Below are 21,608 nucleotides of genomic sequence, written 5' to 3'. Positions count from 1 at the left end.
TATTTAAATAAACTCTAAAAAATGATAAAATATTTGTAAGTCAACCACTTAAGGAGGTTAAGCATTGTGAAAAACAAAATCTTATTAGGTTCTATGACGCTCCTATCTGCATTTATACTAGCAGCATGCGGAAATAGAGAAAAGAAAACAAACGAAACTACAGCAGCACCAACAACTGAAGTCACTAAAGAAACTACGGATGCACCAACGACAACAACTCAAACAACAACTCCTGGGTCTTCTTCTGGGGCAAAAGAAATATCCCTTGCAGATACTCAACGTATCGGAAATGAAAAATTTGGTTATATCAATATCCCTAAAGATTGGGTCGTACGCACTACTCGAAGTAGCAAAGCGCTCGAATATTTATCACCAGACAAAAACAATGCGTTAATAATGGATTCAAACACTAAAGATACTGTTAAACTTGGCCCCAACGAAACCTTTGACGCAGAGTTACTTGCGAACCGTTTATATAGCTCATTCGGAAAACACAAAAATCGAACTAGTATAGAAGGTGTAAAAGCTATATTTGCCGGTGGGGACGCTTTCTTAATAAAAGTAACAGTTAAAGATGGGAGTACTTTATACGTATGGGTATTCCAAAAAGGAGATAAAGTATACACAATCATAATCCAAGGTTCAGAAGATATGATTAAATCCTTAAGACCTGTTCTCGAGCAATCTTGGGGCCTAGATCCGAATACTCCGGGGAAATAATCCTTAAAAAACTAAAAGAGACTAATCAATGTGATTAGTCTCTTTCTTTTTTTGTTTCTTTTTCTACTCTAGTGATCTATTTTCTTATTCACTAAATCTTAAAAAATAGCCATCTGGATCCAGAATTGCAAATTCATGAGGATAGATATAATGGTCGTCAACACGAAATTTTCTTTTAATAAATGGGCGATGAATAGGATAGTTGGCTTCTAACAATTTCTGATAGAGTCTAGGGACATCCTCTATACCAAAGGAGATGTTAATTCCTTGGCCAAATGGGTAGGTTAGTTCAGCTAATTCTTCAACTGTCCCCTCCTCTAGCATGAGCTGGCAATCTTCAAGAGACAGGAAGAGAAATTTTTCTTCTGGGCGCTCGTATTCGATGGTGAAACCGAGCAAATCACAGTAGAAGGAACGGGACTGTTCTATATTCGAAACCATAAACTCGGGAATTACTGCATTGTAGTTCATAAAGAAAATCCTTATAATTCAATTTCCAAGACAATCGGTGTGTGGTCTTGGCGTGCGCCTGAGTCAATCATGTCTGATTTAGTAACCTTATCTGCAATGCGGTTTGAGGTTAACCAATAGTCGATTCTCCAGCCTGTATTGTTGATTTTTGAAGTCTTGCTGCGTTGTGCCCACCAAGTGTAACGCTCCGGTACATCTCCGTGGAGGTGGCGGAAGGTATCTGTAAAGCCTGCTGCTAAAAGGTTGGTAAAGCCTGCACGTTCTTCGTCTGTGAAACCTGGTGAACGACGGTTGCTGGCAGGGTTGGCAAGGTCGATTTCCTTGTGGGCCACGTTGTAGTCTCCAGTAGCAAGGACAGGTTTTTCTTTGTCTAAGTCAGCCAAATATTCAGCATATTTGACATCCCATACTTGGCGTTCTGCTAGGCGTTTGAGGCCATCACCGGCATTAGGAGTATAGACTTGTGTTACAAAGAAGCCATCAAATTCCAGAGTAATGATCCGGCCTTCCAAGTCCATGGTCGAAGGAGCACCGATCTCTGGGAAAGTCACAATAGGGGAGAGCTCTTTTTTGTAGAGGAACATAGTCCCAGCGTAGCCTTTACGAGCCGGCTCTTGAGAAGAACGCCAGGTGTTTTCATATTGCGGAAAGAGTTCCTCAAGAATTTCGAGGTGTTTTTTAGTAGGTCCTTTGGCGGATAACTTGGTTTCTTGAATGGCAATGATATCTGCATCCTCAGCGACCAAGGTTTGAAGGACTTCTTGAGAGAGTTTAGCACGTGCTGAATCGCTGGTCAATGCAGCATTAAGCGAGTCGATATTCCATGAAATGAGTTTCATTGTGTTTCCTTTTCTTGACATAATTGATAGTTTTATTATAACAAAATTTTAATAATTTTCTGATCACAATGCCTTGAAAGCTCTTGTGAAATCTATTATAATAGATTGAATTCATTTGGAGAAAGGGAGTTCTTTATGAAATTTTACTCTTATAACTATGTGTTGGGTCAGATCAGTCAGCAAAATTGGGTGACCATTGGGATCTCTGGTTTGCTCATTCTACTGACTGGTTTTTTTGCGGTGAAAGCCTATCGGGATAAGCACGATAGCAAATTCCGTGAATTATCCATTATCTCGATTTTGACTCTGGTTGCAGTGGTCTTGATCGGCATCAGCAGTTTCCAAAATAGCCAAAGTAATAATGACCAATTTCAACGTTCTCTGCATTTTATTGAGGTCATCTCAAAGGAGTTGGATGTCAAAAAAGAAGACGTCTATGTCAATACTTCAGCAGCCACAGATGGGGCGATCCTGAAGGTTGGAGAGGTTTATTACCGAGCTATCGCAGGATCTGACCCAGATAGCTACCTATTAGAAAAGATGGATCTGTATAAAACAGACGTGGAACTTGTGGAGGTGAACAAATGATAGTAAATTTTTTAAACATCTTGATTAAATTAGCTTTGGGCTTGATTTCCTTGGTATTTGTCATCAATGTGACCGGGAAAGGAAACTTAGCACCAAATTCTGCAGTAGACCAGATACAGAACTTTGTTCTTGGGGGCATTATTGGTGGGGTCATCTACAATAGCTCCATTACCATTCTTCAATACATTGTGATTCTCTTAATGTGGACTATTTTGATCTTGCTCTTAAAATGGCTCAATACCAATGTTCGTTTTATGAAGCACTTGATTGATGGAAAACCAACTGTCATCATTAAAAATGGGAAACTGGATCCGGAAGCGTGTCGTTCCAAAGGACTTTCTGCTTCAGATGTTGCTTTGAAACTACGTGGACAAGGGATTTTTCAATTAAAAGATGTGAAGCGCGCTGTTATTGAACAAAATGGTCAATTGATCGTTGTCCGTGCGGGGGATGAGAATCCTAAATACCCAATCATTATGGATGGTGTGGTTCAGCTTGAAATTTTGGAAACAATTGGGAAAAGTGAAGAGTGGTTGCTAGCTGAATTGGAAAAAGAAGGCTATGACAACGTTTTGGATATTTTCATTGCTGAGTATGACAAAGGAAAAATCAATGTTGTGACTTATTAGAAAAAAAGATTGGGCGAGCATGTCCAATCTCAAATTGAAGACAAAATAGTCTTAAAAACTTTCCTTAGGTGAGTACGGACGTCAGCGAACTTCTACGAAGTTCCATGACTTAGTTTTGAACCTAAAGTTTCAAAACTCCCGAGTTCCTGAAACAATTGTGTTTCAGGAACTTTTCTCACGGCGGAAAGTTTCGACATATGCTTGAATAAGCTTAAAAATTAAAAATCAATATTTTTTCAACCACCTCACATAAGGTTGTACATGTAAAAAAGTTTGTGTTAATTTCAAGATTGGGCGAGCAGGTCCAATCTTTTTTCTTCATAAAATTCCAGGAAAGGTCCCTTCCTTTTCTTGAGATACTCTTGGAAAAATAGTAAAATGGAAGGTAAGTGTTGATTAGAAAAGAAGGATAGAACATTTCATGAAGAAGAAAATACGGAAGTTTGAGAATCATTCGATCACACGCAGACTCTACCTGCTGTTTAGTTTGATTTGCCTTCTTTTTTTGGTGCTGATTGCCCGACTTGGCTATATGCAGATCACTCACCAAGCCTACTATACGGATAAATTGGCAAAAGCTACGAAAAAGACGGTCAAACAAGGGAGTGTGCGAGGGCAAATCTATGATGCTTCTGGTAAGCCCTTGGTGGAAAATGTGGGAAAACAAGTCCTTACCTTTACACGTGATCGTAAAATGACAGCCCAAGAAATGCGAGAGACAGCTGGGAAACTCCTGCAGTATGTCGACGTAGAAAATCCTCAAGTGACCGAACGGCAAGAAGTGGATTACTATCTAGCCAATACCAAGGTCTATCAAGAGGTCGTGGAACACCTGCCTGAGAAAAAGAAATTTGATACCGATGGAAACCGCCTGCCGGAAGCCAAGATTTATCAAGCGGCAGTGGATAGTATTGATCCTTCAAAACTAGGCTATACAGATGATGAGAAAAAGATTATTTATCTCTATAGCCAGATGAATGCGGTAGAGAATTTTGCGACGGGAATCATTACGACGCAGGCATTAGGAGCTGAGCAGATTGCGACCATCGCTGCGGACAGTCAGGACCTTCCGGGAATTGCCATCACGACTAGCTGGGACCGCAAGGTTTTGGACACTCCTTTAGCTTCTATTATTGGAAATGTATCGACTGAGCAGGCGGGACTTCCAGCAGAAGAGGTTGAAGATTATGTCAAAAAAGGCTATGCTCTCAATGACCGGGTTGGTACCTCTTATCTCGAAAAGGAATACGAAAATGTCCTTCAAGGAAAACGCAGTGAAAAAGAAATTCTCCTAGATAAAAATGGCAACATGGAGAAAGTGGTCGACGTTTCAAAAGGGGCCAAAGGAGAAAACCTCAAGCTCTCGATTGATTTGGATTTCCAAAAAGGAGTGGAAGATATCCTTCGCTCCGCCTTTAGTGCAGAGTTGCAAGCTGGAAATGCGACCTACTCCGAAGGTGTCTATGCCGTAGCTCTGGAGCCCGATACAGGGAAGGTCCTTGCCATGGCGGGGATCAAACACCAGGCTGGTAGTCAAGATCTATCAGCAGATGCTTTAGGAACAGTGACCAACGTCTTCGTTCCAGGATCTGTAGTCAAAGGAGCGACCTTGACTTCTGGATGGGAAAATGGAGCCATTTCTGGGAATCAGGTTCTGACTGATCAGCCGATTGTTTTTGCAGGATCAGCTCCTATCAATTCTTGGTTTACCCAATACGGTAGTCGTTCCATCAACGCGGTAGAAGCTTTGGAATACTCTTCTAATACCTATATGGTCCAAATTGCCCTTAAGATGATGGGGCAACCTTACACTCCCAACATGACCTTACAAGTGGATCAGGTTGAACCTGCCATGAAAAAACTGCGCTCTACTTTTGCAGAGTATGGTCTTGGAACATCAACGGGGATTGACCTTCCCAATGAATCGACTGGTTTTATCCCGAAAGAGTATACAGTCGGCAATTATTTGACCAATGCCTTTGGTCAGTTTGACAACTATACGCCGATGCAATTGGCCCAGTATGCGGCAACCGTTGCAAATGATGGGAAGAGGGTGAGTCCTCATGTCGTCGAAGGCATCTATGACAATAATGATCAAGGGGGCCTTGGTCAGTTGAAAAAAGCGATCGAAACCAAGGAGCTCAATCAGGTCCATATCTCAGCGGAGGACATGGCTTTGATCAAGCAAGGGTTCTATCAGGTTGCGAATGGTACGAGTGGGTTGACGACAGGGAAAACTGTTGGTCAAGGTGCCAGTGTCTCCATTAGTGCCAAGACAGGTACGGCCGAAACCACAGTCGATGGAGGCAAACAAGCCATTAATACCAATGTGGTGGCTTATGCACCGTCAAACAATCCAAAGATTGCGGTAGCGGTGGTCTTTCCACATAATACCAATCTACAAGCGACAGTCAGTCATTCCATTACACGTGACATTATTAACTTATACAATCAGAAACACCCGATGAATTAGAAAGGAAACTATGCTTTATCCAGCACCTATTGCAAAATTAATTGACAGCTATTCCAAGTTGCCAGGAATTGGGATCAAAACAGCGACCCGTCTGGCTTTTTACACCATTGGTATGTCAGATGATGATGTCAATGAATTTGCCAAAAACTTACTCAATGCCAAGCGTGAGCTGGGGTATTGCAGTATTTGTGGCAATTTAACCGATGAAGAAACCTGTGAGATTTGTCGAGATGAAACGCGGGATCCATCCCTCATTCTGGTTGTAGAAGATAGCCGGGATGTATCTGCTATGGAAAATATCCAGGAATACCACGGTCGCTATCATGTCTTGCATGGCTTGATCTCGCCCATGAATGGCGTGGGACCCGATGACATCAATCTCAAGACTTTGATTAGTCGCTTGATGGATGGAACAGTCACAGAGGTCATTGTTGCGACCAATGCGACGGCAGACGGGGAAGCGACATCTATGTATATCTCGCGTGTGCTCAAGCCAGCAGGGATCAAAGTGACTCGTTTGGCACGGGGGCTAGCAGTTGGAGCCGATATCGAGTATGCGGACGAAGTGACCTTGCTTCGCGCGATTGAAAATCGGACAGAATTATAAGAGAAGTTCTTTCGAAAGGGCTATCATTGTGGTATACTATCAAGTAAGAAATCAAGGGAACAATTAGGGAGAAACTATGAGCAAACAAGACTTAATCCTGTTGTATGGTGGACGTAGTGCAGAGCGTGAAGTATCTGTTCTTTCAGCAGAAAGCGTGATGCGCGCGATTGATTACCAAGCATTTTCGGTTCAAACCTACTTTATTACGCAGTCAGGAGACTTCATCCAGACGCAAGCTTTTGAAGAGAAACCAGCGGATGATGAGAAATTGATGACCAATGAGACAGTGGACTGGTCTAAAAAAGTGGCACCATCTGCGATTTACAAGGAAGGAGCAGTAGTCTTTCCAATTCTTCATGGACCAATGGGAGAAGATGGTTCCATTCAAGGCTTCTTAGAAGTCTTGAAAATGCCTTATGTTGGCTGTGGTATCCTGGCTTCTAGTGTTGCGATGGACAAGATCACGACCAAACGGGTCTTGGAGTCGGCGGGGATTCCACAAGTTCCTTATGTAGCTCTAGTGGAAGGCGATGACGTGGATGAAAAAATTACTGCAATTGAAGCGACTCTCTCTTATCCGGTTTTCACCAAACCATCCAATATGGGTTCTAGCGTAGGGATTTCAAAATCTGAAAACCAAACAGAGCTTCGGGCTGCTCTTGAATTAGCCTTTAAATACGATAGCCGTGTTTTAGTAGAACAAGGAGTCAATGCGCGTGAGATTGAAGTTGGACTGCTTGGAAACTATGATGTGAAGAGCACCTTGCCAGGTGAAGTTGTGAAAGATGTGGCCTTCTATGATTATGATGCTAAATACATCGACAACAAAATTACCATGGCGATTCCGGCTCAATTGGACCCTGAGGTTGTGAAAACCATGCGGACCAACGCAGAAAAAGCCTTTCGTGCGATCGGTGGTCTAGGTTTAGCGCGTTGTGATTTCTTCTATACCGATAAAGGAGAGATCTTCTTAAACGAACTCAATACCATGCCAGGATTTACCCAATGGTCTATGTATCCCTTGCTTTGGGACAATATGGGACTTAACTATACAGATTTGATTACCAAGTTAGTAGAACTTGGAAAAGAAGTCTTCCAAAAACACGAAGCGCATTTGTTGTAAGAAAAGAGAGAGTGGGACAAAAATCGGTAATTCGTTAGAATTCGATTTCGTCGTCCCACCTCCGCACAGTTGAGTAGGGCTGTAAAAGCTGATGAAATCCGCGTAGTAGAGCCCACTCAACCACTGCGTCTTGCTCGACAATCCAAAAACAATCAAGAGGCTAGGACTTCTGTCCCAGCCACTTTTTTTGTGGTCTAGAATATGGTATAATGAGAAGAATTTGATAGGAGTGTCCAAATCTTAGAGGACGCTACGGAGAACTGAGGAGTCGGATATGAATCTCACATTACATGAAGTTGCTCATCTAGTACATGCAAAAAATGATATCAGCCAATTTGAAGATGTGGCCCTCGTCAAGCCGGAATTTGACAGCCGTTTGATTGGGCCTGGAGACCTGTTTGTTCCTTTAAAGGGAGCGCGTGATGGTCATGACTTTATTGAGACTGCTTTTGAAAACGGAGCCGTAGCCACTTTTTCAGAGAAAGTGGTAGAAGGCCACCCTTATATTTTGGTGGAAAATGTGCTGAGCGCTTTTCAAACACTTGCTGCAGCCTATCTTCAAAAGACAAAAGTAGATGTTTTTGCAGTGACGGGGTCAAATGGTAAAACCACCACAAAAGATATGTTGGCACAGCTTTTGTCCACTACTTACCTAACCTATAAAACACAGGGAAACTATAATAACGAAATTGGTCTTCCTTATACGGTTTTGCATATGCCAGAAGGGACAGACAAACTGGTCCTTGAAATGGGGCAAGACCATCTAGGAGATATCCATCTCTTGTCAGAACTGGCGCATCCAAAAGCTGCTATTGTCACCTTGATTGGGGAAGCCCATTTGGAATTCTTTAAAGATCGAAGTGAGATCGCAAAAGGAAAACTCCAGATTGCGGATGGCATGCCAGAAGGCGGTCTTCTGGTAGTTCCAGCTGATCCAATCGTGAATGCCTACCTCCCTGAAAAACAAAAAGTGGTCCGCTTTGGTCCAGACGAGGAGATTTTTATTACCGAGTTAATCGAGCGAAAGGATAGCTTAACTTTCCGAGCGAATTTCTTAGAAGAAGCGATTGATCTTCCAGTAACAGGAAAATACAATGCGACCAATGCCATGATTGCAGCTTATGTTGCCCTGCAAGAAGGGGTGAGTGAAGCTGCGATTCGTGACAGTTTTGAAACCTTGCAATTGACGCGCAACCGCACAGAATGGAAGAAGGCCAGTAACGGAGCGGATATCCTATCCGATGTCTACAATGCTAATCCGACGGCTATGCGCCTAATCTTAGAAACCTTCTCAACTATTCCTGCCAATCCAAATGGTCGAAAATTAGCTGTCCTGGCGGATATGAAAGAACTAGGGGAGCAATCCATTGATCTGCACAACCAAATGATTCTCAGCCTCTCGCCAGATGTCTTGGATACGGTTATTTTCTACGGCCAAGACATTGCGGGATTGGCTCAGTTAGCGAGTCAGATGTTCCCACTCGGACATGTCTATTATTTCAAGAAAACAGCTGAGGAAGACCAGTTTGAGGACATGGTCAAACAAGTCAAGGAAAGCTTGAAAGAGCAAGACCAAATCCTTATCAAGGGAAGCAATTCCATGAATCTAGCCAAATTGGTAGAGGAGTTGGAGAATGGTAAGTAATAATGTACTGAAGGACATTCAGCGCTTGATTTCAATCACCAATACAGGCTTAGCCTTCTCAAAAGATCCATTTGATCAAGAGCGCTACCAGGATATTCGTGAAATTTTACAGGATCTTGTGAGAGAAACGACTGATCTGAATTCACAAGAATTATCAGATTTGTTTCGACCGACAAACTATTATGACACCCCCTTAATTGATGTTAGGGCTTGGATTGTCAAAGATAGAAAACTTTGTCTGGTGAAAGGTCAGGGAGAAGAGACCTGGGCTTTGCCGGGTGGTTTTGGTGAGGTTGGCTATTCTCCTAAAGAAAATATTTTAAAGGAAATTCAAGAAGAAACGGGCTATGTAGCACGTGTCAATCGGTTGTTGGCAGTATTTGATACCAATCGCTACCAATTGCAAAGCCGCCAATATGTGAAATTGGTATTTGAATGTGAATTGCTGGATGGAAGTTTTCAACAGAATCAGGAAATTTCCGATCTTGCATTTTTTGAGAGAGAGAAAATGCCTGCTCTTTCTACCAAGCGCAATACAGAAGAACAATTGAATTTCCTTTGGGAGGTTTATGATGGGAAACGAGATTTGTATTGTGATTAAAAACGATTTATAAATTAAAGGGATATAAAATGACACTTTGGGATTTATTGTTTACGAACCAAAAATCAGCCCCGCCTGAGTTTGGTCTCTGGTATTTCATTTTGCCAGCTTCTTTGTTGGTGGTTGGCTACTTTTCCATCAAATATGCGCAGTCCAAAAGCTACCAACGCTTTTGGTACGGGGCACAATTGATTCAAGTCTTGACCATCAATGCTTGGTATATTCTCGCCCACATGCCTCTGACAGATAATTTGCCTTTTTATCATTGTCGCTTGGCCATGCTTGCGATCCTCTTTGCACCGAGAGGAACCTATATCAAGCAATATTTTGCCTTGTTGGGAGTTCTAGGATCCATCGCGGCCTTGGTTTATCCAGCCTTTGACCCCTTCCCATTCCCCCATATTACCGTGCTCAATCTGATTTTTAGTCACTGGGCCTTATTTGCTAATAGTTTGATTTACCTGCAAGATTTTTATCAGTCGGAAAAACAAGACAGCTTGAGAATTTTCAAGATTACTTTTGGCATGAATGCCTTGATTTTCTTGGTCAACCTTTTGACGAAAGGAGATTACGGCTTCTTACGACGCCCACCAATCATTGGAGACCACGGTGCTCTCTTGAACTACCTCTTGGTCAGCATCGTGATGGTAGCTGGTATTTGCTTGGTCAATCAACGCTATAAATACAAATACAAGATGGTCGAAGAGAGTATAGTTTCGCGTTCAGAATAAAAAGAGCAGATAAGGGAAAGAAATCATGACACTTTGGGACTTATTTTTCACCAGTCAACCAACGGCCCCTCCTCAATTGGGGGTCTGGTATTTCTTATTGCCGACTTCATTGGTAGTAGTGGGAGTTCTGTCCATTCGATTTGCTCACTCTAAAGGCTACCAAAACTTTTGGTATTGGGGGCAGTTGATCCAGCTGCTCATCATCAACTCTTGGTATCTAGCTGCTCGCTTGCCTCTTTCAGAGAGTCTTCCTTTCTATCATAGCCGGATGGCCATGTGGATTATTCTTTTGGCGCCCAAGGGTAGCTTCAAACAATATTTTGCCCTCGTGGGAGTCTTTGGTTCCATTATGGCCTTGGTTCATCCCATCTTTTATCCTTATCCTTTTCCTCACGTATCCTCGATCAACAATGTCTTTGGTCACTGGGCTCTCCTGGCCAACTGTTTGATCTATCTGGTTCAATCCTACCAGGTGGAAGAAGGGGCCGTTTGGAAGATCTGTCAGATGACGTTTGGGGTCAATGCCATTATTCAGCTTGCGAATCTCGCAACAGGCGGAAACTACGGCTTTATGCGTCGCCCTCCTGTGATCGGTGACCATGGCCTTGTGTTCAACTATTTGATCGTGACAGTTCTCATGACGGGGACACTGATTTTCATCAATACGATCGTTCAGTACAGTAAGAAAAGAAGAATACCTAAATCTGTTTAAAATAAGGAGATTTTATGCATCATTTTTTCACTACAGAATCAACAGCACCACCAGCAATCTCAGCACTTTGGTATAGTGTGATGGTCTTGTTCGTTGTGACAGCGATTATGATGTCACTTCGCTATTATCAGAATGAGCAATTTCGCAAATGCTTTCAATACTTACAAGGCTTCCAGTTAATTTGCTTGTATCTTTGGTATTTTGCCTACCACATTCCATGGTCCAATAGCTTACCATTTTATCATTGCCGTTTGGCCATGTTTGCGGTCTTGTTTTTACCAGACCGCTGGAAAAGCAAACAGTTCTTTGCCTTGATGGGAGTGAGTGGAGCCATCTTTGCTTTGGGCTATCCAGTCTTTGATCCCTACACTTTCCCTCATATTACGAGTTTTTCTTTCCTTCTCGGACATTACTGTCTCCTCATCAATTCCTTGATTTATCTCTTGAGATGGTATGATCGAAACCTCTTAAAAAATAGTCAGATTGTTCTCTATACCTTTGCCTTAGATTTATTCCTGGTTGGAGTCAATCAATTGACGGGAGGAAATTATGGCTTGATGGCCCGCCCTCCGATTATGAGAGGGGATAAGGTGTGGCTCAATTATCTGGTTGTATCCAGTATTTTAGCCCTTGCTTTATTACTCTTTAATCAGTTCTTCAGTCGCAGAAGTGAGCGGGTGAAAGTGAGAAAATAACAAGTAGGAAGGTTGGGACATCTCGGTCTCAACCCTGTTTTATATTAAAGGAGAATATATGAAGCGTTTCTTGCTAATGATTTCCCTCATTTGGAGTTTAGTTTGTACAATCACGATCGCACATGCAGATGATGAAGTTCGCTATTCGATTGAATCCTATGTAGGACACCTCCAATTGCAGGAAGATAGCCAAGCAACATTTACACAAGAGATTACCTATCAGTTTCAGACAGGCTATCATGGTCAATATGTGACCCTAGGAAGCGCAGATCCTCTTCCAAAAGGGTTTAAGATTCATCGTCATCCTGAGGTGGAAGCCTATGTGGATGGGGAAAAACGTGATATTCGTGTAGAGGAGACAGACCTGGAAGATGGTCGGCAATTAAAAATATACAATGCCCGTATCGTCGGAGGAACGGTCAAGATCAAAGTAAAATGGAAGATTGATCATCTCTTGACTTTCTACAAGGATATTGCAGAATTGAATTGGTTTCCTATTTCAGATGGAGATGAAAAAGTCGCGAAATTAGATTTTTATGTGGATGGCTTGGATGCCAAGCAGGGAAAACTGTATGCCCATACTGGTTACTTTAATCCACCAGCCCAAGTCGAACGGACTGAAACTGGTTATCATATTTGGGCAAAAGATTTTCCTAAAAATGGCAAGCTTGAACTGCATGCCTATTGGCCAATGACGGAAGCCCTGCGTCGAGAACAAGCAAATGAGATTAACAAGGGAAATGGGAAAGAGAAATTTCTCAAAAAAGAGAAATCCATTGAACAAAAAACGTTCCTCTATCGGACCCTTCTACTTAAGGTTGTACCAATTGTATCGATTCTTTTATTTATCCTCGCTTTCATTCCATGGATCCGGTATTTTATCAGTACCAGAACTCGTCGGATTGCAAAAGGAGTACGATTATACGAACCACCACAGAATTTACCTCCTCTTGTCCTAGCTAAGGCACTGTATCAACTTGATTTTGAACGGATGGTGATATCTAGAGAGAAAGGACCATTAACATTCAATCATCTCATCCAAGCAACTATATTGGATCTCATTGATCGAGGAAATCTTCGTTTGACTAGGAATGAAAATGGGGAAACCTTGACCTGTCTCCATTATGAAGGCTTGGCTGATTTTGAATTAAAGTTTATTGAAATGATTTTTAATCAAGAATCTGCAATCAATATCAGTGAGGTATTCTCAAAGTATAAAATTGATAAAGTAGCCCTTAAAAAAGACTTTCGAGCTGCTAAATCGGACACGCAACGAGACCGTATTCGAAAGATCGGAAATGAAGTTCAATCCATTTTAAAAAAGGATGCCCAGCAATTGTCAAAAGGTGTAGAAAAGGAAATTGCAAAATTAGGATTGCCTTCTTATTTTAGAGACTTATCTGAAAAAGAAGAAGCTTTTTCTAAAACAGGCTGTGCCTTACATTTTTGGCTCTTACTGATCTTATTTGTGAGCATGTGTTTCTTATCTCTTGGATTTGGTTCATATCTATCTTCCTTCTATTTTTGGATTATTTTACTTTTGGTTTTGTTATTCATTCCATTTTATATTGTTGTGAAAATCCGTGAAGATCATCTACAATCCTTAGAGAACTTGGATTCACAATTCCAATGGATGGCCTTTCGAAATATGATCGAAAGTATTCCAAATTTCAACCAAGCAGAACTTGAGAGTGTCATCCTATGGAATCGCATCTTAGTCTATGCAACCATGTATGGCCAAGCAAAAAAAGTGAGCCAGGTACTCCAAAATCATCAGATTCCCTTACCATATGAAGACTGGGACACTGTTCTTTGGCTAACAACCTCCCCAAATACCTTCCTAGACGGCTCTACCTTGATGAACTATGCAGATGATTCCTATAGTGTTTCAAGCTTCTCTATTAACTCTTCAGATGGCAGTGGCGGCTTTGACGGCGGTGGCTTCTCTGATGGTGGCGGTGGCGGAGGATTTGGTGCCTTTTGATAGCCGTGAAAAGAAGACTAGAATCTACGGATTTTAGTCTTTCTTTTTGCTCTCAAAGAAGAATCATCGTTGAAAAAAGTGCCTATTTTCGCTATAATAGGACAGATAGAGAAATTGAGGAGAGATCCGATGTAGAGATGAATTTGTAAATTTATCAAAAAATAAGAAGAGAAAGAATTAGGAACATGAACGTACAAGAAGAAATTAAAAAACGCCGTACTTTTGCCATCATCTCCCACCCGGATGCTGGTAAAACGACGATTACTGAGCAGTTGCTCTACTTTGGTGGGGAGATTCGGGAAGCCGGTACCGTAAAAGGAAAGAAAACAGGAAACTTCGCTAAATCCGACTGGATGGACATTGAGAAACAACGTGGGATTTCGGTAACCTCATCTGTCATGCAGTTTGACTACGATGGCAAGCGCGTGAACATCCTAGATACTCCAGGGCACGAGGACTTCTCAGAAGATACCTATCGGACCTTGATGGCAGTGGATGCGGCGGTTATGGTGGTGGACTCTGCCAAGGGTATCGAGGCCCAAACCAAGAAATTGTTTGAAGTTGTGAAACACCGTGGTATTCCAGTCTTTACCTTTATGAACAAGCTGGACCGTGATGGACGTGAGCCATTGGACCTCTTGCAAGAATTGGAAGAAGTCTTGGGCATCGCTAGTTACCCAATGAACTGGCCGATCGGGATGGGGAAAGCCTTTGAGGGGCTCTATGACCTTTATAACCAACGCTTGGAACTCTACAAAGGGGATGAACGCTTTGCCAGTCTAGAAGATGGAGACAAGCTCTTTGCTAACAATCCATTCTATGAACAAGTGAAAGACGATATAGAACTTTTGCAAGAAGCTGGAAATGAATTCTCAGAAGAAGCCATCCTTGCGGGTGAATTAACACCAGTCTTCTTCGGATCCGCTTTGACGAACTTTGGGGTACAGACTTTCTTGGAAACCTTCCTCAAGTTTGCTCCGGAGCCACACGGCCACAAGAAGACAGATGGCGAACTTGTCGATCCTTATGATAAGGATTTCTCAGGCTTTGTCTTTAAAATCCAAGCCAATATGGACCCTCGTCACCGCGACCGGATCGCCTTTGTGCGGATCGTATCTGGCGAATTTGAGCGTGGGATGAGCGTCAACCTGCCTCGTACTGGTAAGGGTGCTAAGTTATCTAACGTGACTCAATTTATGGCCGAAAGCCGTGAAAATGTCAGCAATGCTGTAGCAGGAGACATCATCGGGGTTTACGATACCGGTACTTATCAGGTTGGAGATACTTTGACAGTGGGCAAAAACAAGTTTGAATTTGAACCACTGCCAACCTTTACGCCTGAAATCTTCATGAAAGTGTCAGCCAAGAACGTCATGAAGCAAAAATCCTTCCACAAAGGGATTGAGCAATTGGTGCAAGAAGGAGCTATTCAGCTCTATACCAACTACCAAACAGGTGAATACATGCTTGGTGCCGTTGGTCAATTGCAGTTTGAAGTCTTTAAGCACCGGATGGAAAATGAATACAATGCCGAAGTGGTCATGAGCCCAATGGGTAAAAAGACAGTTCGCTGGATCAAACCAGAAGACTTAGATGAGCGCATGTCTTCAAGCCGAAATATCTTGGCGAAGGACCGCTTTGACCAACCTGTCTTCCTCTTTGAAAACGACTTTGCCCTCCGCTGGTTTGCGGATAAGTATCCAGACGTTGAGCTGGAAGAAAAGATGGGGTAAGGAATTTTTCAAAACTGATCCATAACAAAAAAATAAGAAAACGAAAATCTATCCGTTTTCGCTTATAAAGGAGAAATGATGGGATTATTAAGTGGTTTGATGGGCAATGCCTCTCAAAAAAATGTTGATAAAGTAGAAAGAGATCTGGAAGATATCTTGGTGCCGGGAGAGCAAGTCACACTTGCTTTTAGCTTGATTCGTGATTTAATCGTCTTTACAGAGTTTCGTTTGATCTTGGTGGATAAGCAAGGAGTAACAGGAAAGAAAACGTCCTACAAATCCCTTCCTTATCGCTCGATCTCTCGATTTTCAGTCGAAACTTCCGGTCATTTTGATTTGGATGCCGAATTAAAAATCTGGGTCTCTTCTGCAGTCGAGCCTTCAGAAGTTTTACAATTCAAGAGTGACAGCAGCGTCATTGAAATCCAGCAAGCATTAGCCAGTGCAGTTTTTAAATAAAAATATCATTTTGATAGAGAACAGTTGAGAAAGGAGACGGAATGTTTATCGAAAAACAATTGGGTCAAGATCGGAAATGGATCAATATCGACTCGGATATGATTGCTGAAAACTCATATCTTTATAAAAAATACGAGATTGACAAAGAAACCATTGAGTACGCGATGGATAAGAACGAACGTGCCCATATGGATTATAATCGAGAAAACGGTACGATCACATTTATCTACAATGTATTGGATTTAGAAAAGGACAAGGAATACTACGAAACCATCCCTATGACCTTTATCGTTCAAGATACGCGACTCGTGACCATCAGTAACCAGGACAATGCCTATATCATTGAACAAATGGTTCGCTATTTGGAAAGCCATGGGGAGTTGTCGATCTATAAGTTGCTTTTTGCAGGTCTTGAAATGATCAGTAATGCTTATTATCCGATTATTGATCGCTTAGATAAGCACAAGGATGAACTCAATCGTTTGCTTCGAAAGACAACGACGACCAAGAATCTTTATGCCCTGTCTGACCTTGAGACCGGTATGGTGTATCTGGTCGCAGCAGCCAAGCAGAATCGGATGTTGCTAGAACATATTAAAGCGCATGCCATTTATCGCAGGATGAATGATGTTGAAAAAGAGCAGTTTGATGATGCCATGATCGAAGCGCGTCAGTTGGCTTCGATGACTGAGTTGATTTCCAATGTCTTGCAACAGTTGTCAGGATCTTACAACAATATCCTAAACAACAACTTGAATGACAACTTGACAACCCTAACCATCTTTGAAGCCTTGTTGGCGGTTTTAGCCGTTATCACCGGTTTCTTTGGAATGAATATCCCTCTTCCGATGACAAAGGATCCCAATGCTTGGATTTATGTATCCGTATGTAGCTTTATATTATGGCTCATTTTGGGAAAGGTTATGCGGTGGATTGTGAAACAAAGATAAAAAAGAGGCTTGGAGAAATCCGAGCCTCTTCGTATCTAGAATAATCTGAGAAATAGGAACCATCTAGACACCTGCCCTCCTCTCCAAAGAAGGGGCAGTGTGAATAGTTCATTGACTGTACAAAATCTTCTTGGAAATAGTAGGAGTAGATTTAATAGTACTGAGTGGTTCTAAATAAATCAGAACTTAGAATAAATCGTTGAATCAGATAAAATGATCCTATTTCTTTATACAGAAATATTTTAGATACTAACTGTATTATACATATTTATTTGTAAAAACGCAAGAACTACCAAAAAAAGTTTTTCCGAAGTTTTTATACTCCAATGATGAAGTATATTAGATGATTGCATGAAGAAAACCTATCCCGGCTAGGTTTTGTGTCACTTTTATGATTTAAAGCTATCTAAGATTTTTTCCTAAAAAATAAAATTAGTCTCCTGTGACTATCATTTACCTCTTCATTGTGTTATACTAGATAAGTTGCAAACTTGTATGAGAGAAATGCTAGGGAGGCAGAACAGATGGAAGGATTCTGTTCGAAAGAAGACTCCCGCAAGTAGGATCTTGTGGCCTATTTGTTTGAAAAACGATACTAGCCAACAACATCCGTTAGGACGCAAAACATTTTTCTCTAAAGAAATTGTAGTCTTAAACAGACGGACTAGTTTTTCTTTAGATGAGTCTTGCGACAGGTGACCGGGAAGGTGACTTCCTATGCAATCAGTGCGTTTTCGCATTGAAAGAAGTGTGATAAAGTGGCTTCGCACCACTTTTTAGAAAGAAGAAAGAATTGAAATTCAATGAATTTAACTTATCTGCTGAATTATTAGCAGAAATCGAAAAAGCTGGCTTTGTAGAAGCAAGCCCTATCCAAGAACAAACCATTCCTTTGGCCCTTGAAGGAAAAGATGTCATTGGTCAAGCGCAAACAGGGACCGGTAAAACAGCTGCTTTCGGTCTTCCAACTTTGGAGAAGATTGATGTCGATAACACAGTAATCCAAGCCCTTGTTATTGCCCCGACGCGTGAGTTGGCGGTTCAAAGTCAGGAAGAACTCTTCCGTTTTGGACGCAGCAAGGGTGTTAAAGTCCGCTCTGTCTATGGTGGATCAAGCATTGAAAAGCAAATCAAAGCCTTGAAGTCAGGTGCTCATATCGTTGTGGGAACACCTGGCCGTTTGCTAGATTTGATCAAGCGCAAGGCCTTGAAACTTAATCATATTGAAACCTTGATCTTGGACGAAGCAGATGAAATGCTCAACATGGGCTTTTTGGAAGATATCGAAGCCATCATTAGCCGTGTCCCAGAAACACGCCAAACCTTGCTCTTTTCAGCAACGATGCCAGAAGCCATCAAACGAATCGGTGTTCAGTTTATGAAAGAGCCAGAACACGTTAAGATTGCGGCCAAAGAATTGACAACCGATTTGGTCGATCAATACTATATTCGTGTCAAAGAAGGCGAAAAATTTGATACCATGACTCGTCTCATGGACGTGTGGCAACCAGAGCTTGCTATCGTCTTTGGTCGGACAAAACGCCGGGTCGATGAATTGACTCGTGGCTTGAAGATTCGTGGCTTCCGAGCAGAAGGAATTCACGGTGATTTGGATCAAAACAAACGTCTCCGAGTCCTTCGTGACTTTAAAAATGGGAACTTGGACGTCTTGGTAGCAACAGACGTTGCGGCACGTGGCTTGGATATTTCAGGTGTGACCCATGTCTACAACTACGATATTCCACAAGATCCAGAAAGCTATGTTCACCGGATCGGACGGACAGGTCGTGCTGGGAAAACAGGGCAATCCATTACCTTTGTATCGCCAAATGAAATGGGCTATTTGCAAATCATTGAGAACTTGACCAAAAAGCGGATGAAGGGAATGAAACCTGCAACAGCAGAAGAAGCCTTCCAAGCGAAAAAACAAGTAGCGCTGAAGAAAATTGAGCGAGACTTTGAAGATGAAAAAATCCGGACCAACTTTGAGAAGTTTGGCAAGGATGCTCGCAAATTGGCTGCAGAATTCACTCCTGAAGAATTGGCCATGTATATCTTGAGCTTGACTGTTCAAGATCCAGACAGCCTTCCAGAAGTTGAAATTGCGCGTGAAAAACCATTACCATTTAAACCATCCGGTGGTGGCTTTGGTGGAAAAGGCAAAGGTGGCCGTGGAAATGGCCGTCGTGGAGACCAACGTCGTGACCGCAATCGCAGAGATGACCGTGAAGGTGGACGCCGTGATTTCAAACGTAAGTCCAATAAAAATAGCCGAGACTTTGAAGGCAAGGGCAACAAACGTCCTCATCGTACTTCCAATGAAAAGAAAAATGGATTTGTCATCCGCAACAAAGGGGATAAATAAGCCCTAAGAACGGTCTAGCAATAGGCCGTTTTTTTAATGAAAATCAAAAATACAAGGGTTAACCAGCTGTTAACCCTTGTATATTTATAAGGAGACCTAAATGATAACTGACTCTTTTAGAAAAATGTATCATGATAAGGAGCATCCAAAAAAGTCAGACAACAGAAAGAATGAATTCCTAAAATGGAATATTTCTGTTAACATATTAAGTCTACAATTATTTCCAAGCCTTGTCAAGGATTTTTTCTTATTTTTTTAAAATTTTTGACTAGAAAAATAAAAATTGACAATCTCTTCTAAAAGGTTATAATGAATATAATAACTATACTAATTAAAAAGAGGTGTCGCCCATGGTGATTGCATTAAAAAATGGTGATCTAGAATTACAATTTAAGACATTTGGTGGGGAATTGAGCTCCATTCGAAGTAAGGAAGGCATAGAATATCTTTGGCAAGGGGATCCAGAGTATTGGTCAGGACAAGCGCCGGTTCTGTTTCCGATTTGCGGGAGTGTTCGTAATGGTCAAGTGCAGTATCATCTAAAAGATGGAGTGAAGACAGGCCAGCTTCCAAGACACGGCCTTATTCGGAAGAGAGAGTTTGAACTCAAAGAACAAACAGACCATCGTCTTGTCTTTGAAATTACCTATAACGACGAAAGCTTACAAAATTATCCCTACCATTTTCGAGTGGAAATTATCTATGAATTGCAGGGGAAAGAGATCACCATCACCTATCGCGTGCAAAATTTAGAGTCAGATCAAGTCATGCCTTATTTCATTGGAGGGCATCCAGCCTTTCGTTGTCCCCTTTTAGCAGATGAAGACTATGAAGACTACGAGTTGATTTTTGAAAAAGAAGAAAGCTGTAGCGTTCCTCTCTTGTTCACAGAAACCGGGTTGGTTGATCGCCTGCAGCGGACGCCATTTTTAGACCATAGTCGTAGCCTACCTTTGCGCCATGAACTATTTGAAAAAGACGCCATTATTTTAGATCAATTAGCTTCTAAATCTGTGCAGCTCCTCTCGAAAAAATCTGGTAAAGGTTTGGAATTTGCCTTTGCAGATTTTGAGAATCTCGTCCTTTGGTCTACCAATAACAAGGGGCCTTTCATTGCCTTGGAGCCTTGGACGGGTATTTCCACATCTGCAGAAGAGGGCGATTTCTTCGAAGATAAAAAAGGTGTGATCCAGTTGGCTCCTCAAGAAACACGGAGTCACCAGTACCGTATCACCATTTTGTAAATGAAAAACCGTTGGACTAAGGAGTCCGACGGTTCTTTTTGATATAGTTTAGCTTTGCTTGGCGTGATTTCTTTTTAAAGAGAGCCTCGGCAGACATAGCAGAGGGTTTATCTGGATAGGATTCTTGGTAAAGAAGTTTAACGGGGAGGCGAGCCCGTGTATATTTGGCGCCTTTTCCAGCATTGTGAGTCTTTAGGCGTTTTTCAACATCCGTGGTGTAGCCAGTGTAGAGGGAGCCATCCGCACACTCTAGGACATACATGTAAGCCTTAGTTTCCATAGTAGATCTCATGAATCTCGTCTGTATAGCTGCCGTCTTCATTGTGAATAAAGAGGGGAGGCAGAATTTTTAAACCATCCAGTGAGCCATCCTTGATCGCCTCAATCAACAACATATTCGCCTCTTTGGTCACTTTGGGATAGACAAACTGGATCCGCTTAGGTGCAAGATTGTAACGTTTCATGGTTTCGATGATATCCAAGAAGCGATCTGGACGATGGACCATCGCTAAGCGGCCATTTGATTTAAGAACTCGCTGAGCCACATGGCAAATCTCATCTAAATTGGTCGTAATTTCATGTCGAGCTAAGAGGTAGTGTTCACTCTCATTGAGATTGGAATGCTCATCCACCTTGAAATAAGGGGGATTGCAGAGGATAATATCCACCTTACTGCCCTTGATATGTTGGGGTAAATGCTTGAGATCATCGGTGATCATGGACATTTGCTGGTTCAAGCCATTGAGAGCAATGGAGCGGGTTGCCATATCCGCCAGACGTTCCTGTATTTCGACACCAATGATCTGGGCTTCTGTCCGAGTACTCGCAAAAAGTCCCACGGCCCCATTTCCAGCGCAGAGATCTACGATCAAGCCCCGCTTGGGCAATTTTGGAAAGCGCGAGAGCAGGACGCTATCCACGGAATAACTAAAGACTTCCCGATTTTGTATAATTTTCACATCACTTGAAAAAAGTTGATTGACGCGCTCGCCGTCTTTTAATTCGATATCTGTCATGGCTCTATTATAGCATGAAAAGA

Annotated in this window: 21 protein-coding genes; 17 read left to right on the top strand and 4 right to left on the bottom strand. The window is 42.0% G+C overall.

Annotated features, from left to right (window positions below; all coding sequences use genetic code 11):
* The first annotated feature begins 66 nt into the window (after positions 1-66).
* The gene (locus NML76_RS03150) at positions 67-720 is read left to right on the top strand and encodes a hypothetical protein (protein WP_049491623.1); all 654 of its coding nucleotides are present in this window, start codon (positions 67-69) and stop codon (positions 718-720) included.
* A gap of 84 nt (positions 721-804) precedes the next feature.
* On the opposite strand, the gene NML76_RS03145 is transcribed toward NML76_RS03150, so the two are convergent.
* Together NML76_RS03145 and NML76_RS03140 are read right to left on the bottom strand one after the other, a co-directional pair.
* Positions 805-1,191: a VOC family protein gene (locus NML76_RS03145; protein ID WP_049491624.1), complete on the bottom strand. Its 387-nt coding sequence runs from the start codon at positions 1,189-1,191 to the stop codon at positions 805-807.
* A gap of 11 nt (positions 1,192-1,202) precedes the next feature.
* Complete coding sequence (locus NML76_RS03140) at positions 1,203-2,030, bottom strand: exodeoxyribonuclease III (RefSeq protein ID WP_045759219.1); 828 nt, start codon at positions 2,028-2,030, stop codon at positions 1,203-1,205.
* A 135-nt stretch (positions 2,031-2,165) separates the two neighbouring features.
* Here NML76_RS03140 and NML76_RS03135 point away from each other — a divergent pair, with 135 nt between their 5' ends.
* From NML76_RS03135 to NML76_RS03060, 16 genes are all read left to right on the top strand, one after another.
* Entirely contained in the window at positions 2,166-2,618 is a 453-nt protein-coding gene (locus tag NML76_RS03135; protein WP_003006267.1) for a DUF3290 family protein, read from the top strand.
* Positions 2,615-3,247, top strand: a complete 633-nt coding sequence (locus tag NML76_RS03130) for a DUF421 domain-containing protein (protein WP_003006271.1) — start codon at positions 2,615-2,617, stop codon at positions 3,245-3,247. The genes NML76_RS03135 and NML76_RS03130 overlap by 4 nt, the downstream gene beginning before the upstream one ends.
* Before the next feature lie 421 nt (positions 3,248-3,668).
* Positions 3,669-5,720 carry a penicillin-binding protein PBP2B gene (gene pbp2b, locus NML76_RS03125; RefSeq protein WP_129299563.1) on the top strand — a complete coding sequence of 684 codons (2,052 nt, stop codon included), beginning with the start codon at positions 3,669-3,671 and terminating at the stop codon, positions 5,718-5,720.
* 10 nt (positions 5,721-5,730) lie between these two features.
* Positions 5,731-6,327: a recombination mediator RecR gene (gene recR / locus NML76_RS03120; RefSeq protein ID WP_003006276.1), complete on the top strand. Its 597-nt coding sequence runs from the start codon at positions 5,731-5,733 to the stop codon at positions 6,325-6,327.
* A gap of 76 nt (positions 6,328-6,403) precedes the next feature.
* Positions 6,404-7,450, top strand: coding sequence for a D-alanine--D-alanine ligase (locus tag NML76_RS03115; RefSeq protein ID WP_155198978.1), 1,047 nt, complete (start codon positions 6,404-6,406; stop codon positions 7,448-7,450).
* A 274-nt stretch (positions 7,451-7,724) separates the two neighbouring features.
* On the top strand, positions 7,725-9,095 hold the full coding sequence (murF, locus tag NML76_RS03110; RefSeq protein ID WP_254732638.1) for a UDP-N-acetylmuramoyl-tripeptide--D-alanyl-D-alanine ligase: 1,371 nt from the start codon (positions 7,725-7,727) through the stop codon (positions 9,093-9,095).
* Positions 9,085-9,696, top strand: coding sequence for an NUDIX hydrolase N-terminal domain-containing protein (locus NML76_RS03105; protein WP_003015213.1), 612 nt, complete (start codon positions 9,085-9,087; stop codon positions 9,694-9,696). The genes murF and NML76_RS03105 overlap by 11 nt, the downstream gene beginning before the upstream one ends.
* 29 nt (positions 9,697-9,725) lie before the next feature.
* Positions 9,726-10,427: a TIGR02206 family membrane protein gene (locus tag NML76_RS03100; protein ID WP_155198980.1), complete on the top strand. Its 702-nt coding sequence runs from the start codon at positions 9,726-9,728 to the stop codon at positions 10,425-10,427.
* A gap of 25 nt (positions 10,428-10,452) precedes the next feature.
* Positions 10,453-11,139: a YwaF family protein gene (locus NML76_RS03095; RefSeq protein WP_155198981.1), complete on the top strand. Its 687-nt coding sequence runs from the start codon at positions 10,453-10,455 to the stop codon at positions 11,137-11,139.
* A gap of 14 nt (positions 11,140-11,153) precedes the next feature.
* Entirely contained in the window at positions 11,154-11,834 is a 681-nt protein-coding gene (locus NML76_RS03090; RefSeq protein WP_003006294.1) for a TIGR02206 family membrane protein, read from the top strand.
* A 58-nt stretch (positions 11,835-11,892) separates the two neighbouring features.
* Positions 11,893-13,818, top strand: coding sequence for a DUF2207 domain-containing protein (locus tag NML76_RS03085; protein ID WP_155198982.1), 1,926 nt, complete (start codon positions 11,893-11,895; stop codon positions 13,816-13,818).
* A 185-nt stretch (positions 13,819-14,003) separates the two neighbouring features.
* Complete coding sequence (locus tag NML76_RS03080) at positions 14,004-15,551, top strand: peptide chain release factor 3 (protein WP_023917622.1); 1,548 nt, start codon at positions 14,004-14,006, stop codon at positions 15,549-15,551.
* A 78-nt stretch (positions 15,552-15,629) separates the two neighbouring features.
* Positions 15,630-16,010 (top strand): PH domain-containing protein, encoded by a 381-nt coding sequence (locus NML76_RS03075; RefSeq protein WP_004219989.1) that lies wholly within the window; start codon positions 15,630-15,632, stop codon positions 16,008-16,010.
* 41 nt (positions 16,011-16,051) lie between these two features.
* Positions 16,052-16,960: a magnesium transporter CorA family protein gene (locus NML76_RS03070; RefSeq protein WP_003006305.1), complete on the top strand. Its 909-nt coding sequence runs from the start codon at positions 16,052-16,054 to the stop codon at positions 16,958-16,960.
* A 793-nt stretch (positions 16,961-17,753) separates the two neighbouring features.
* Positions 17,754-19,325, top strand: coding sequence for a DEAD/DEAH box helicase (locus NML76_RS03065; protein WP_254732636.1), 1,572 nt, complete (start codon positions 17,754-17,756; stop codon positions 19,323-19,325).
* Positions 19,326-19,675: 350 nt separating this feature from the next.
* Positions 19,676-20,569, top strand: coding sequence for an aldose 1-epimerase family protein (locus NML76_RS03060; RefSeq protein WP_214259756.1), 894 nt, complete (start codon positions 19,676-19,678; stop codon positions 20,567-20,569).
* A 16-nt stretch (positions 20,570-20,585) separates the two neighbouring features.
* On the opposite strand, the gene NML76_RS03055 is transcribed toward NML76_RS03060, so the two are convergent.
* A complete protein-coding gene (locus NML76_RS03055) occupies positions 20,586-20,849 on the bottom strand; it encodes a GIY-YIG nuclease family protein (RefSeq protein ID WP_004219743.1) in 264 nt (87 codons plus the stop codon).
* Positions 20,839-21,585 (bottom strand): tRNA1(Val) (adenine(37)-N6)-methyltransferase, encoded by a 747-nt coding sequence (locus NML76_RS03050; protein ID WP_021152863.1) that lies wholly within the window; start codon positions 21,583-21,585, stop codon positions 20,839-20,841. Before NML76_RS03050 ends, NML76_RS03055 begins: the two co-directional genes overlap by 11 nt.
* Positions 21,586-21,608 lie beyond the last annotated feature (23 nt).

This window comes from Streptococcus sp. CF8_Ac1-9, assembly GCF_024295565.1.
In the GTDB taxonomy this organism is placed as follows: Bacteria; Bacillota; Bacilli; order Lactobacillales; family Streptococcaceae; genus Streptococcus; species Streptococcus parasanguinis_X.
The sequence above is the reverse complement of the archived record's forward strand: the minus strand, read 5'-3'. Positions and strand labels throughout refer to the sequence as shown.